The 13889-nt window shown below is 67.1% G+C and carries 13 protein-coding genes and 1 pseudogene; 3 read left to right on the top strand and 11 right to left on the bottom strand.

Annotation, left to right across the window (positions count from 1 at the left end; all coding sequences use genetic code 11):
• Positions 1–67: 67 nt before the first annotated feature.
• The 5 genes from LDO15_RS16960 to LDO15_RS16980 all read right to left on the bottom strand — a co-directional run bounded on the left by LDO15_RS16960 (position 68) and on the right by LDO15_RS16980 (position 4915).
• Complete coding sequence (locus tag LDO15_RS16960) at positions 68–1180, bottom strand: dipeptide epimerase (protein WP_223980284.1); 1113 nt, start codon at positions 1178–1180, stop codon at positions 68–70.
• 96 nt (positions 1181–1276) lie between these two features.
• Positions 1277–2083, bottom strand: a complete 807-nt coding sequence (locus tag LDO15_RS16965) for an amino acid ABC transporter ATP-binding protein (RefSeq protein WP_223980286.1) — start codon at positions 2081–2083, stop codon at positions 1277–1279.
• Positions 2080–2985: an amino acid ABC transporter permease gene (locus LDO15_RS16970; protein WP_223980288.1), complete on the bottom strand. Its 906-nt coding sequence runs from the start codon at positions 2983–2985 to the stop codon at positions 2080–2082. The genes LDO15_RS16965 and LDO15_RS16970 overlap by 4 nt, the downstream gene beginning before the upstream one ends.
• Before the next feature lie 86 nt (positions 2986–3071).
• Positions 3072–4022 carry an ABC transporter substrate-binding protein gene (locus LDO15_RS16975; protein WP_223980290.1) on the bottom strand — a complete coding sequence of 317 codons (951 nt, stop codon included), beginning with the start codon at positions 4020–4022 and terminating at the stop codon, positions 3072–3074.
• A gap of 26 nt (positions 4023–4048) precedes the next feature.
• A complete protein-coding gene (locus tag LDO15_RS16980; protein ID WP_223980292.1) occupies positions 4049–4915 on the bottom strand; it encodes a GNAT family N-acetyltransferase in 867 nt (288 codons plus the stop codon).
• 104 nt (positions 4916–5019) lie between these two features.
• On the opposite strand from LDO15_RS16980, the gene LDO15_RS16985 reads away from it, so the two are divergent.
• Positions 5020–6630 (top strand): helix-turn-helix domain-containing protein, encoded by a 1611-nt coding sequence (locus LDO15_RS16985; protein ID WP_223980294.1) that lies wholly within the window; start codon positions 5020–5022, stop codon positions 6628–6630.
• A gap of 71 nt (positions 6631–6701) precedes the next feature.
• Here the strand turns inward: LDO15_RS16985 and LDO15_RS16990 are convergent, their stop codons facing one another.
• From LDO15_RS16990 to LDO15_RS17005, 4 genes are all read right to left on the bottom strand, one after another.
• Positions 6702–7769: a UDP-N-acetylmuramate dehydrogenase gene (locus LDO15_RS16990; protein ID WP_223980297.1), complete on the bottom strand. Its 1068-nt coding sequence runs from the start codon at positions 7767–7769 to the stop codon at positions 6702–6704.
• Between the two features lie 73 nt (positions 7770–7842).
• Complete coding sequence (locus LDO15_RS16995; protein WP_223980299.1) at positions 7843–9141, bottom strand: MFS transporter; 1299 nt, start codon at positions 9139–9141, stop codon at positions 7843–7845.
• 14 nt (positions 9142–9155) lie between these two features.
• Positions 9156–9593 carry a MaoC family dehydratase gene (locus LDO15_RS17000; protein ID WP_223980302.1) on the bottom strand — a complete coding sequence of 146 codons (438 nt, stop codon included), beginning with the start codon at positions 9591–9593 and terminating at the stop codon, positions 9156–9158.
• 2 nt (positions 9594–9595) lie between these two features.
• Entirely contained in the window at positions 9596–10084 is a 489-nt protein-coding gene (locus LDO15_RS17005; RefSeq protein WP_223980305.1) for a MaoC family dehydratase N-terminal domain-containing protein, read from the bottom strand.
• A gap of 254 nt (positions 10085–10338) precedes the next feature.
• On the opposite strand from LDO15_RS17005, the pseudogene LDO15_RS17010 reads away from it, so the two are divergent.
• Positions 10339–10686, top strand: a pseudogene (locus LDO15_RS17010) (metalloregulator ArsR/SmtB family transcription factor); the annotation flags it as partial.
• A 203-nt stretch (positions 10687–10889) separates the two neighbouring features.
• On the top strand, positions 10890–12518 hold the full coding sequence (locus LDO15_RS17015; RefSeq protein ID WP_223987507.1) for a SulP family inorganic anion transporter: 1629 nt from the start codon (positions 10890–10892) through the stop codon (positions 12516–12518).
• Here the strand turns inward: LDO15_RS17015 and LDO15_RS17020 are convergent.
• On the bottom strand, positions 12508–12732 hold the full coding sequence (locus LDO15_RS17020; RefSeq protein WP_223980307.1) for a DUF3188 domain-containing protein: 225 nt from the start codon (positions 12730–12732) through the stop codon (positions 12508–12510). The genes LDO15_RS17015 and LDO15_RS17020 overlap by 11 nt on opposite strands.
• Before the next feature lie 139 nt (positions 12733–12871).
• Complete coding sequence (locus tag LDO15_RS17025) at positions 12872–13867, bottom strand: DUF2797 domain-containing protein (protein ID WP_223980310.1); 996 nt, start codon at positions 13865–13867, stop codon at positions 12872–12874.
• Between the last annotated feature and the right edge of the window lie 22 nt (positions 13868–13889).

Here is a 13889-nt window from a genome sequence, read left to right on the forward strand (position 1 = left end):
GGTTCAGGATGGTTGTGCAGGTGGGTCCAAATCTCCGCCAACCGCCGACGCCTCATGGCGCCGCCGCTCACGCGCTGACTTCGCATTCGCTCACCGTGAGTTCGGCGAGAATGTCCGTGTCCACATCGACTCCGAGCCCGGGCCGCTCAGTGATCCGGACGGTGGGGAGAATGTACTGAAGGTCGCCAGGTTCCTTAGTGAACTTGATGGGCCCGGAGAGTTCGGTGGACACGATATTCGGGTGACTGAGGGCCAGGTGGAAGCCGGCAGCGGAGGCAACGCTTGTTTCCAGCATGGAACCGATCTGCACTTTGAGTCCGCCGAGTTCAGCCTGAGTCGCCAGACGATGACAAGGCGTGATGCCGCCGCTCTTCATCAATTTGAGGTTGACCATGTCCACCGAGCGGTCGCGGACGAACCGCACGATGTCGCTGGCGTCAACCACGGATTCGTCGGCCATGAGGCGGGCGCTCGTGTCCTGGCGGAGCAGCCGGAAGCCATCGATATCGTCCGCGGGGATCGGCTGCTCCACCCAGTCAATCTGGAATGGTTCAAGGGCTCGGATCATGGTGCGTGCGGTAGCGGTATCGCCCCAGCCCTGGTTGGCGTCAACACGAATGGCCATGTCGTTGCCGACCGCTGCCCGGACCGCTCGCACGCGCTCGATGTCCTGCCCGTCATCGCTGCCGAGCTTCATTTTGAGGTGGCGGTAGCCTTCCCCGCGCGCCTGGATTGCCTGTGCCACGAGGACTTCCGGTTCCAGGATGCTCAATACCTTGGCGATGGTTGGCTGTTCAGGCCGCCGGCCGCCGAGCAGCGCGTAGATCGGGCGTCCGGCCGCCTTTCCCGCCAGGTCCCAGCAGGCAATGTCGACGGCTGCTTTCGCTGCTCCGCAGCCCTTGAGTGCCTGGTTGAGCCGCTGATGGACGGCAGTGATGTCCCGGGGATCCAAGCCCATCACGGCGGGAAGCAACTCGGTTTTGAGGGCTTCGACGGTCCCGGTGGGGGTTTCTCCGGTGATGTGGCCGTCCGGAACGCTCTCGCCGTACCCGGTTACGCCGTCGTCGGTCTCAAGGGTAAGGATGACGCTGGGCATTGAGGCGTAAGAGGCATAGGCGACCACAAAGGGTTCCAGCAACGGAACATCGATGAGGGTGATGGTGGCGCGGGAGATCTTCATTTAGGGCTCACTGTTCATAGGACGGAAGGAGCGGCCAGGGCGTTCCGGGCCCAGCCGCCAAACATGACAACCGGTATGGCCGTGCATCCGGGCTTCTTACATAACGCTGTTGAGGAAGGCGATGGTCCGGGGGTTTCGCGGGTTGTCCAGCACGGCAGCCGGTGCCCCTGATTCCACCACGACGCCGCCGTCCATGAAGACGACGTTGTCTGCAGCGCTCCGGGCGAAGCCAATTTCGTGAGTGACGACGATCATGGTCATGCCATCGGCGGCCAGTGTGCGCATAACGTCGAGGACGTCGCCTACCAGTTCCGGGTCCAGGGCGCTCGTCGGCTCATCGAAGAGCAGGAGCTGGGGATCCATGGCCAGCGCCCTGGCAATTGCGACCCGTTGCTGCTGGCCTCCGGATAGCTGCGCCGGGTAGGCCCCCGCCAGGTGTGCCAGGCCCACCCGCTCCAGCAGGTCCATTCCCCGCTTGAGCGCTAGCTGCTTAGGCACTTTTTTCACTCCCACCGGCGCAACCGAGATGTTCTGCAAGGCAGTCATATGAGGGAAGAGATTGAAGCGCTGGAACACCATGCCGATGCCCCGCCGCTGCCTGGCCACTTGACGGGGATTCATTTCAAAAATCCGGTCCTGACGCTGGGTGTAGCCAATCAGGTCCCCGCCGACGGATATCCGTCCTCCGTCGATCCGCTCCAAATGATTGATGCAGCGCAGGAAAGTGGACTTGCCCGAACCGGATGGGCCCAGAAGGCACATCACCTCCCCGGCGTTGACGGTCAGCGAGATGCCCTTCAATACCTCCACGCTGCCGTAGTGTTTGCGGACGTTGCTGGCAACGAGGAGCGGCGACACGGCGGCGCCGACCGCTTGCTCATGGGTGGCGAGGGCGTCGGTCATGGCTGGAGTCCTTTCGATTCTGCGTGGTGCTTGCCGTCTTTGCGGAGTGTGGAGAGCATCCTGCCCAGGGGTGTGGGGGTTTGCTGGCGCGCATTTCCACGGCCGTAGTGCCGTTCCAGGTAGTACTGCGGAACGGATAGCACCGTGGTCAGGAAGAGATACCAGCAGCTGACCACTACGAGCAGTTCCACTTGTCGGAGGTTCTGCGAAGAGATTTGCGTTGCCACCGTGTAGAGCTCAAGTACAGCGATGACTGACAACAGTGAGGTGTTTTTCAACATCGAGATCGTCTCGTTGCCCATCGGCGGGATGATCACGCGCATCGCTTGTGGCAGCACCACCCGGAAAAGGGCGAAGGCAGGTGACATCCCGAGCGAATACGCGGCTTCGTGCTGGCCGGTATCCACTGAGAGCATCCCTCCCCGGATTATTTCGGCTGAATAGGCGGCCTGGTTCAACGTCATGGCCAGTAGTCCGGCCGTGAACGCCGGAACCAGGGCGTTGGTTTCGATTGAGAAGAATGTGAAGTCAGTGAACGGCAGGCCCAGCGAAATCTGTGAATAGAGCAGCCCCAGATAGCCCCAGAAAACAACTTGGATCAGCAGCGGGGTGCCGCGGAAGACCCACACATAGAGCCAGGCGAACGCGTTCATCACCGGATTTCTGGAAAGGCGCATCACCGCGAGCAGCACGCCAAGCAGCGTGGAGACGAGCATGGAAATGGCCGTCAGCGCCAGGGTGAGGCCGATTCCGCTGAGGATCCGGGGGTGGAACGCGTAGTTCTTGATGGTCGAGTGGTCAATGTTCGGGTTGGACCACATAGATGAAAAAAGGGCCACAAATCCGAGAGCCAACGCTGCCGCGACTACCCAGCGCCACGGGTGGCGCAACGGAACAGCCACAACATCGTCCTCGGCAGTGCCGCCGATTGCGGTCCCAGCCGCGGTCTCAGCTGCTACTTTCCGGGATGGGAGCGTGTTTGCCTGTTTCATGGTTTGGCCGCACCCAAGTTGAGGCCGGTTTCCTTGACCCGGTAATCGGAGAGGTCGTACTTCTCAAGGATCGTGCCGTAACTGCCGTCGGCGACGATCGCCTCAAGGGCTGCCAGCAAGGCCTTGCTGAGCTCCGCATCCTTCTTAAGGACGCCGATCCCGGTGTAGACGGGCTTGTAGCCGGAAGGGTTTGCCGGGTCTTTGACGACGTCGAAGACCTTGCCGTTCCCGGCGGTCTTGGCGGCGTACGCAGCAGCGGCGGAATCGACGACGTCGGCTGCTGCTTTTCCTGAACGGACGGCCGTCTGGACATCCGTTTCCAGCGGCAGTTCGGAGACGCCCACCGGTTCTGAGCCCTTGTCCTTGCATTGCTGGTCATAGCTGCGAAGAATCTCCGCCTGCACGGTCGCCTTCTGCACGGCAACGTTCCTGCCGCACAGGTCCATCACGGTTGTGATGCGGTCCGGGTTGCCCTTGGGTACGAGGATGGAGAATCCGGCATGGAAGTAGTCGACGAAGTTCAGCGTCGCCTGGCGCTCAGCGGTGTCGTTCATCCCTGACATGATGATGTCGTTCTTGCCGGACTGCAGCGACGGAATGATGCTGTCGAAAGCCTGGGTCTGCAGTTCCAGCCGCACCCCGAGCTTCGCGCCCAAGGCCTGGGCAAGGTCGTAGTCCAGACCCGTGAGTTTTTGGTTCTCGTCAAACATCTCCATCGGCGGGTACGGAATGTCCGATGCCACCTTGATGACTCCGGCTGCCTTGTAGCGCTCTGGCAGGGCCGCTGCCGCAGCGGGGTCGACGTCGGCCGCGGACATGGTCTTCGAATCCGCGGCCGGCACTGTTCCTGCCGAACAGGCAGCTAGTCCGAAGGTGAGGGTCAGGCCGGCAGCGCCAAGGGCCTGGCGCGCGATACGCGCGGAAACCTTACGATTTCTGGGTCGCATTCTGTACTCCTGGTGTTGGGTAAGGGTTATGCCTGGTTGGTTTTCGTCAGCCGGTACCAGCCGGTTCGGGTGACGCCGGATGCGTTGTAGCCGGAGGCGAAAGCCGATTCGAGGATTCCGCGGATCCGTAACCGCCACAGTCCCGCTTCATCGGAGTTCGCGGTCCTTAGCGCCACGATGTCTTGCGGTGCCCGGCACCAGAGGGTGTCCGGCGTTTCGAGGAGGACCGGCCTGGAGTCCGGGCCGTACTCGAGAATGTTGTTCAGGGCCGTTTCGGGCAGTTCCAGTTCTTCGACGGACCCTTCGCTGCACCTGATGCTCCGCTCGGAGGACAAAGGCCAAACGGCGACGAGCCGGTCGCTTTCATCGTTGGCGTTGATGTCGTCGTGCATTTCGCCGTAAAAATCGCGTGCGTACTCGAAGGCATGGGCTCCGAGTTTCGTGAGGTTGAAACGGGCGTTCCGGCTGACCAGCGGGTCAAAGGTCCACGTCATCGTTTCGATTCCGCGGGCAAGCGACCACGCCCGCTGATGCTGTTTGAGGGCGAAACCGACGCCTTTGTCCGCCGCGCCGGGCAGGACACCGGCGATCAGGGAATAGGTAGCCGCTCCGCCGGGGGACACGATGCCGACGGCGGCTCCGCACAGGGCCCCGTCCGCGTTGTATGCAGCGGAAACATTGCAGCCCGCGTGCGAAATGCTCCGCAGCAAATCGAAAGGAACAGGCGCTCCGTGGGGAGACATACCCCAGATGGCTATGAGCAGCCCTTCCACGTCCCTGAGCTTGTCGCGGTCATGTTCGTCGATGACCCGGACGCCGGCCCTGGATGCTGCGGCTGCTGCCGCTTCCCCGGCCTGGAGTGCTGTTGGACTGGCTTCAACAATAAGTGACATGCATCAACTATTGGCTTTGCCGGTTCCGGTTGGCTTCGGTGCCTGGCACCAACATCAGTCCTCCAACTTGTGGGCCAGCACTAGGAGCCGTAGATTTACGCCTTGTGGAAACCATCCCGAAAACCCCGGGCAGCATCGATTTGCCTGACCTCCTGCAAGTGCTTGCGAACTCCGGACTGGCCCTCCGCTCACACGGAACTACGCCCGGGCTCTCCCTGACGAGCCCGTCCCTCTACGATCCCCTCGCACCTTTGGAAGGGCTCCGGGGAGGAATCTTGCTGGGGATCGGACTCCACCCTGCAGAACCGGAGACAGCCCTCGTTGTCCGGGAAGCAGCGCAAGCAGGCTTCGGCGCGATCGTGCTCAAGCAGCTGTCTCAGGACATCGAAGACCTCGCGAACACAGCTGACCAGGCCGGCATAGCACTCTTGGTCGTCGACGACGCCGTGGGGTGGCGGCAACTCGATGCGCTCCTGGAGTCTGCCCTCAGCGCCTCCGCGGAAGCCAACCGGTCGGCCTCGCCGCTGGGAGTGGGCGACCTGTTTGCCCTAGCCAACGCCATTGCCGCGCTGGTAGGTGGGGCCACGGCCATCGAAAACCTCCAGGAACAGGTTCTCGCATACTCCACCCTCCCCCACCAACCGATCGACGACGACCGACGGAACGGAATCCTGGGGCGCCAGGTTCCCTACCTGCCGGAGAATGCCGGTCAATATGCCAGCGTGTTCCGGTCCCGCGGCGCCGTGCGCATTGAAGGTGTTCGTCCGGCGATGGACCGTCTGGCCATCGCTGTCCGGGCCGGTAACCAACCGCTGGGGTCTATCTGGGTAGTGGACGCCAACGGGGACCTGGATTCCGACGCGGAGCAGGCACTCGAGCGCGCCGCGGATATCGCAGTCCTCCACATCCTGAGGGCGCGAAGCACCATTGACCTTGCGCGGCAACAACGGGCCGAGCTCCTCCGCCGGCTCCTCGAAGGCGGAGACGACGTCCAGCTTGTAGCAGAACAGCTCGGACTGAAGCACTCGGGCCCCTTCGTCGTCGCGGCTTTCCAACTGGACCTCGGGCAGTCCGACGAGCTGTCCCTGATCCGGCTCGTCGACCTTGTAACGACCCAGTGCGAAGCGCACCGGCAAGGTGCGCAGTGCGTACTCATCGGCACCACGATTTATGCGTTGTTCACCGAGGCCCCCGCCTCGGGCCCCGCCTCGGGCCCCGGATCCATTGAGACCCTGGCCCGCCGCCTGATCGAGCGTTCAGCCGCGTCGCTGCGGGTCAAGCTGCGGGTGTCAACGGGCTCGATCGTCACCACCGCCGCGGACATCAGCCGTTCCCGGCACGACGCGGACCTCGTCTTGCTCATGCTCGCCTCCGGCCGGAGCGCCGGCGACTATGCGAACGCCCAGGAAGTGCGCAGCCGTCTGACTCTGCTGGAACTCAGTGCGATGTTCCGGAACACGCCGCATCTTGTGTCTCCGGCCGCGGCCAGCATGAGGACGTACGACGCCGAATCAGGAACCGACTACGCGAGAACTTTGCGCACCTACCTCGATTTCTCCCGCGATTCCGCCAAAACCTCGGCGGCACTTTCGGTGCACCAGAACACGCTCCGCTACCGTTTGCGGCGCCTCCGGGAACTCTTTGGAATTGATGTGGACCACCCCGAAGACACAGTGGTTTTGTGGCTCAGCCTGCACGTTCAGGAGCTGCAATAGGAAAATCGGCCGTACCTCGATGCGGTCCTTGCCTGGGCGTGGTGGCGGGCGGGCCCGGGCCGGGGCAGGAACTAGAGCTCGACGCCGATCAGCAGCGGTTCCGGGTGCAGTTCGATCCCGAAGCGTTCGACGACGCCGCGGCGCACCTCGCGCGCCACCGCCAGCATGTCCGCCGTGCTCGCCCCGCCCCGGTTGGTGATGGCGAGCGTGTGCTTGGTGGAAAGCGATGCCCGGCCGCCCGAGACACTCTCCGGGTCCAGCCCGAAGCCCTTGGTGAAGCCGGCCTGGTCGATCAGCCAGGCCGCCGAGAGCTTGGTCAGCCCGTCGGCGCCGCCCGGGTACCGCGGCGCCTCCTGAGGCAGCCCTGCCGCGACCTCTCCGGGCACGATCGGGTTCGTGAAGAAGGACCCCGTGGAGTAGGTGTCACGGTCGTCCGCATCCCAGACCATGCCCTTGGACGCCCGGAGCCGCAGCACCTCGCGCCGGACGTCGTTGGCGTAGGCCCGCTGTCCCTGCTCGACGCCGAGCGCCCGGGCAAGCTCGGCGTAGCGGATCGGGGCGCTCATCCGGCCGAGCGGGAGCTGGAATTCCACGGTGAGCACCACGTACCGGGGCGAGCCGTCGACGGTGGTCTGCTTCAGGACGGAGTCACGGTAGCCGAACTTGAGTTCGGAATTGGTGAAGGTCTTTACCGCGTTGCGTTCCCGGTCCCAGGTGCGGACCGCGGCGATCGTCTGCGAGACGTCGGCCCCGTAGGCGCCGACGTTCTGCACGGGGGTGGCCCCGGTGGCGCCGGGAATCCCGGAGAGCGCCTCGACGCCGGACCAGGCATGCTTCACGGCGTGTTCGACGAAGGCATCCCAGTTATGGCCGGCCTGCACCACCACCGACACGCCGCCGCAGGAGTCCTCGGCGTTGACGGTGAAGCCTTGGGAAGCGATCTTCAGGACCGTGCCGGGGAACCCTGCGTCGGAAACCAGCAGGTTGGAGCCGCCGCCGATGATCAGCAGGGGCTGGCCGGCGGCGTCCGCCGCCCGCACGGCGTCGATGATCTCGGCCTCGCTGCGGGCCTCGCGGTAGCTGCCGGCGGGCCCGCCGACAGCGGCGGTGGTCAGGGCGGAGAGCTGAATCTGGGTCACCTGACCAGCCTAGCCGGGATCATCCCCCCGCCTAAGCCGGCGCAGGTTGTCCCTGCCGAGGCGGCGGCCTTAGCTAGGCGGCGGCAACGGACGCGGGGAGTTTGCGTGCCACCGGGGAGAGCAGGAAGCTGACGATCAGCATCACCATGACGGCCAGCAGCGAGTGGAGAATGCCGACGTGCTCGGCCAGCAGGCCCAGGAGCGGCGGCCCGCACAGGAAGGCGCCGTAGCCGATCGTGGAGACGACCGAGACGCGCGCGGCCGCCTTGCGGGGATCGTCGGCGGCGGCGGACATGCCCACCGGGAAGCCGAGCGAGGCGCCGAGGCCCCAGATGGCCAGGGCAACGTACGCGAGCCACGGCACGGGGGCGAAGACGAACAAGCCGAGGCCAAGCACCGCCAGCGCGGCGCACCAGCGCATCACCGGGACACGGCCGAAGCGGTCCAGGACCACGGTGCCGGCGAAACGGCCGATGGTCATGAAGGTGACGAACAGGCCGTACCCGGCGGCCCCGGCTGCGTCGGTCTGGCCGTGGCCGTCCGCGAGCGCCAACGCCACCCAGTCGCCCGCGGCGCCTTCTGCGAGGGCAAGCCCGAGGACCAGCACCCCGAGGAGCAGGGTGCGCCGGTCTCGCCAGGCCTGGGCGATCTGGCGTTTGTTGTCCAGCGGCTGCTCGGGGACCGCATCCGTTTGCCGGACGACGGGGATGGGCCCGGTGGAGGGATCCTCGAAGGTGTCCGTCCCGGACACGGTGAAGGGGCGTTCGCCCTGCACCGGCGTGATGTCGGCGCGGAACCACGCCGCGGCGGTGGTCACCGAGCCGGCCACCAGCAGGCCTGCCGCGGCGAGGTGCCAGAAGACGGGGATCCCGGCGGCGGCCGCCCAGGCGCCCAGCCCGGCTCCTGCCACTGTTCCCAGGCTGAAGGAGCCGTGCAGCCGGGGCATGATGTGCCGCCGGACGGCGCGCTCCACGGCGGCGCCTTCGACATTGGACGCCGTGTTCCAGCTGGCGGTGCCCAGCCCGATGATTGCCAGTCCCGCGGCGACCGCCACCGGGTTGGCGAGCACGGAGGTTCCGAAGCCCGCCAGCATGAGCCCGAACCCGACCATGATGCTGCCGATCCGGATGGTCAGCTTGGAACCGAGCCGAAGGACAATCAGGCCCGAGGCCGACACTGACAGGAACGATCCCGCCGTCATGCAGAGCAGGAGCAGCCCGACGGTGCCGGGCGTCAGGTCCAGGCCGTCGCGGATGGCCGGCAGCCGGGACACCCAGGTGGAAAACGCGATGCCGCTGGCCCCATACGCCACCACCACGGCGTTCCGCCAGTGCGTGATCTCCGCGGCCGGGACGAAGACATCCTTGGTCACAGCAGCATCACGGGCTAGGCCAGCCTGACGACGGCCTGGGCCTTGACGAGGACTTTCTGGCTGGCCGAGACGACCGTGAGGTCGACACGGGCGGTGCCGGCGTCGGCGTCGAGCGCTCCGATGGCGCCGCTGACCTCGATCACGGCACCGGCCTCCGGCGTTCCCGTGGTGTCAGCCACGGGGACCGGCTTGGTGAAGCGGGTCTGGAAGTCGACGACGGCGGCCGGGTCGCCGGCCCAGTCGGTCACGAGCTGGACGGCGGCGCCCATGGTGAACATGCCGTGGGCGATCACGCCGGGCAGGCCCACGCCCGTGGCGAAGGCCTCGTTCCAGTGGATCGGGTTAAAGTCACCGGATGCGCCGGCGTACTTGACGAGGTCGGTGCGGGTGACGGCGATGCTGCGGCTGCCGATGTCCTGGCCGACCGTAAGTTCTGCGATGGTGATGCTCATGGCTACTGTCCCTCTCCGCGGACCAGGATGGACGAGGTGGTGGTAGCGACCGGTTCGCGGACGCCGGCGGAATCGCCGGCAGCGCCGGTGACATCGCTGCCAAGCGCGAAGATCTCGGAGCGGGTGGTGATCATGGCTCCCCCGCCCATCGCGCGCACGCCGTCGACGTGCAGTTCCGCGACCAGCCGGTCGCCCGCGACGATGGGGCGGTGGTGGGTGAACCGCTGGTCGGCGTGGACCACGCGGGAGAAGTCGATTCCGGATTCCGGATCCTCGATCAGCTGCGCGTCGGCGCGCTGGGCGACGATGATGGCGAACGTCGGCGGCGCCACGAGGTCGCTGTGCCCCAGGGCCTTGGCAGCATCGACGTCGAAGTGGGCGGGGTGGGTGGCCTTGACCGCGCGCGCGAACTCGCGGATCTTCTCGCGGCCGACGTCATACACCTCTGCGGCAGGGTAGCTGCGCCCCTGCAGATCCGGATTGATAGTCATGGTTCCAGCCTATCGCCACCCCTGCGGCGGTCCGGCTTCGTGACAAGGTGCGCGCCGGAGCGGGCGGGGCGTCGGCGGCCCTTGACCCGCGCTTAGAGGTGGGCCTTGACCCGCGCGTAGAGGTGGGCCTTGACCCGCACGATATGATGAAAACATCAATCCATCATTCCGCCGTGCGATGCGGTCCTGCCGGGCCGCGATGCGAGAAAGCGTCCTCCAGTCATGACCGTCCCGCCCACCACCGTCCGCCGCCCATGATCTCCGCCGCGCAGACTCCGCTCTACGAGATCAAGGCCAACCTGTTCAAGGCCCTCGCCCACCCGGCCCGGATCCGGATCCTCGAGCTCCTGGCCGCCGCACCGGACACGGCCGCCCCGGTCAGCTACCTGCTCGCCGAGACCGGGCTGGAGGCCTCGCACCTGTCCCAGCATCTGGCAACGCTGCGCCGGCACGGGGTGGTGACGTCGGTCCGGACGGCGAACGCGGTGACGTACCGGCTGGCCCATCCCAAGATCTCGGAGCTGCTCGCGATCGCCCGGGTCTTCCTGCTGGACAGACTGGCCGGTTCGAGTGAACAGCTCCGGATAGCCCAGCAGCTGCCGGCCGGCCACCTCGGCGGAACGGGCGGGCCCGGCAGCGCCGTTGAACCCGAGAGCGCCGTTAGCCTCGAGAGCGCCGACGGGCGCAGCAACGCCGTTGACCTCGAGAGCGCAGTTGAACTCGACGGCACAGCGCCGTGAGCGCCGTCCACACACCAAGCCCGGCCCGGGATTCCCACACGCCCCGGGGTCGCTTCGCCCGGTTTGTGCCGTCCCGGCGCGACTACGAGCTTCTGCGGTCCGCCTGGAAGACTGACCTGTTCGCAGGCATCACGGTGGGCATCGTGGCGCTCCCCCTGGCGCTGGCTTTTGGGGTGAGTTCCGGGGTGGGGGCGGAGGCCGGGCTCATCACCGCCGTCGTGGCCGGACTGGTCGCCGCCGTCATGGGCGGATCCAACGTCCAGGTCTCCGGTCCGACCGGCGCCATGGTGGTGGTCCTGGCCCCGGTGGTCGCAGCCCACGGCGTCGGCAGCATTGCTTTGGTCTCGGTACTGGCCGGGCTGCTCGTCATGATCCTGGGAGCCAGCGGGCTGGGCCGGGCCGTCGCCTTCATCCCCTGGCCGGTCGTGGAGGGATTCACCCTTGGCATCGCCGCCATCATCTTCCTCCAGCAGGTTCCCCTGGCCACGGGCACCGAGGGAACGCCGGGTCACAACACCCTCCTGGCCGCCGTCGAAAGCGCCTCACGGGCCACCATGCCGACCGTGCTGCAGACCCTCGCGGTGGTGGCCGGCGTCGCGGCCGTGATGTACCTGCTGCCCCGGCTCAACAAGTCGCTTCCCGCGAGCCTGATCGCGGTGCTGTTCGCCACCGTGGCGGCGGAGGTGCTGGCGCTGGACATCCCCCGGATCGGCGCACTTCCGCACTCCCTGCCGGCGCCCGCCATGCCTTCCGTGGACCCGGCCGCGCTGGGCGGCCTGCTCATGCCCGCCGTCTCCATCGCGACGCTCGCCGCGATCGAATCCCTGCTCTCGGCCCGCGTGGCCGCCGGCATGGTGGGTCCGGACGGCCGTCCGTCCGGCGCGTACAGCCCGGACCGGGAACTCACCGGGCAGGGGCTGGCCTCGATCGCTGCCGGCTTCTTCGGCGGCATGCCCGCCACCGGCGCGATCGCCCGGACCGCCGTGAACGTCCGCTCCGGGGCCAAAACCCGGCTCGCCGCCGTGGTGCACGCCCTGGTGCTGCTGGCCATCATCTACCTTGCGGCCGGACTCGTCGGCCGGATCCCCCTGGCGGCGCTGGCCGGCATCCTCATGGTCACGGCCACCCGCATGGTCTCGCGGCACACGGTCACGGCGATCCTCCGGTCCACCCGGGCCGACGCCGCCGTGTTCGTGATCACGGCCCTCATCACGGTCGCCTTCGACCTCATTGTGGCCATCCAGATCGGGCTTGCCGCGGCGGCCGTGTTCACACTGCGGACATTCGCGTCCCTGAGCGGCGTCCGGCGGGAGGACATCCCCGGCCCGCCGGCTCCGGGCGACGAGCACATCGCCATCTTCCGGCTGGACGGGGCCATGTTCTTCGGCGCCGCGGAGCGGGTCCTGCAGGAGATGAGCCAGGTCAAGGACGTCCAGGTGGCCATCATCCGGCTGTCCCAGCTGCGGATGCTGGACGCCACGGGCGCCCACATGCTCGTCGAAGTGATCTCCGCGCTCGAACTGCGCGGCGTGACCGTCCTGCTCAAAGGGGTCCAGCCGCAGCATCTGGAGCTCGTGACCAACGTGGGCGTCATCCGCTCACTGCGGCACCACAAGCACCTGTTCACGTCCCTTGCGGACGCCGTGGAGCATGCCCGGAGCCACGTGCTACGGAACGCGGCCGCTACCGCTTGAGGTTCTTCCGGATCGACTGGCCGCGGACCACAAGCCCGGCAAGGTGCAGGATCAGGCCCAGCCCGATCACCGGCAGCGAGGCGAGGGCCAGGGCCTGGTTGCCGGTGCTGTTGCCCACCACGTTAAGGATGATGCCGACGGCGATCAGTCCCATGGCGCTGAAGACGAGCACCTTGTAGGCGGTTGAGGCGGTGGCCCAGAATTCATTCAGCACCGTGCCAGTCTACCGGGGCGCGACGCAGGCGGCGGGGCGGCCCCGGGAGGCGCCATTCACCTGGCGACACTCAAAATGCCTGGCGACGCCGGAATACGGGCGCGTCCGGAAATCTGCGCGTCGCGAGGTGAATCCGGTGTCAGAACAATGCTTCCTGCACGGCCGGGACGTCCGAGGCGTGGTCGCCGAGTTCGATCATCCGTGCCTTGAGCTGCCCCAGGTTCACCACGAACTCCAGTTCGCTGCCATCCAGCGCCGCGACCGCAATGCTGCCGCTGAGCGAGTCGACCCGGAACCCGTGCGTTCCGGTCCCCAGGTCGTGGGGGTAGGCATGCCGGGCGGCCTGGGCGCAGGCGCCGGCCGAGAGCTCCGGGCGGGCCCACCGCTCGTTCACCGCTTCGAAGCCCTCCCCGCCGGCCCCGGCGAGCAAGGCCCGGACCTCCCCGGCCAGCCGCCGGTTGAGGGCGTCGAGCCCGGCGGCTGGCGCCGGTTCGACCAGCGCAGCGGCCTTGGCGGCGGAGCGGACCTGCTGCGGCAGCCCGGCGTCGCGCGTGACCATGTCCTCCAGTATCCGCACCACGCGGCCGTCGTCGGCGCGGGCGACGTAGCGGGCCACCACGGCGCCCTGCTCGGCGAGCCGGTGCCATTTGCGCAGGTGGGACGCTGTTCCGACCTTGCTGGCACCGCCGGCGAAGGTGGCGACGTAGAGCCAGTGCGGCTGCATGAGGTAGGCGCGCAGGCCCGGCGGGACCCGGCCGCCTCGGTGGAAGTCGTGGATGAGCCGGGAGTCGTCCAGCACGATGCACCGCTCGCACTGGCCGCCCCGGGCCGCGGGAGCCTGGGCCGGGCAGGTCACGTGGTCCCGGGACGCCGGGCCGTGGACTTTACTGTGGCCAAGGCAGGATTTGCCCTCGGCGGCGATCCGGAAGCCCAGCCGAGTGCCGGCGTCGAGCGCCAGGTCCGTGAACGCGCCCCGGGCTCCCTTCCCGCCGTCGCCGTCGACCCGCTGCAGGCGCAGGACGGCGGATCCGGCGTCGGACTCTATGAGCGCCGGCGCCCCGGACGCTGGTGCCCCGGTCGCTGGCACCGAGCCACCCCAAAAGACCCCGTGGACCAGATAACGGGTATCGGTCACGGGGTCTCCTCAAGTGGTGGGG

The sequence above is a fragment of the Arthrobacter sp. NicSoilB8 genome, assembly GCF_019977355.1.
Lineage (GTDB): Bacteria > Actinomycetota > Actinomycetes > Actinomycetales > Micrococcaceae > Arthrobacter.